Source organism: Vibrio sp. 10N.222.49.C9 (assembly GCF_041474985.1).
GTDB lineage: Bacteria > Pseudomonadota > Gammaproteobacteria > Enterobacterales > Vibrionaceae > Vibrio > Vibrio crassostreae_C.
Genome location: NZ_JBFRVD010001601.1, coordinates 1 through 356 on the forward strand (window position 1 = coordinate 1; position 356 = coordinate 356).

1 pseudogene is annotated in these 356 nt (G+C 44.1%); it reads right to left on the reverse strand.

From position 1 onward, the window contains the following. Positions 1-356: pseudogene (locus tag AB4585_RS29445) on the reverse strand (quinone-dependent dihydroorotate dehydrogenase); the annotation flags it as partial.

The window sequence follows — 356 nt, forward strand, 5'->3', positions numbered from 1 at the left end:
CTGTTACCCTCTTCGATTGGTGTATCTTTATTTTTGCCAATGTTAATACCCAGAATGCCATCAAATTTGGCCTTCTTAACATTTTCGACTAACGCATCAACACCGAGATTGTTGAAACCCATTCGGTTGATGATGCCTTCCGCTTCTAACAAACGGAACATACGAGGTTTGTCATTACCTGGCTGTGGACGAGGTGTCACTGTACCCACTTCTACAAAACCAAAGCCCATCGCATCAAATGCTTCAATGCACTCTGCATTTTTGTCTAGGCCTGCAGCCAAACCCACTGGGTTTCTGAAGGTTAGACCCATGCATTCAACAGGACGATGTGGCAGTTTTTGACGATAGAAAAGATC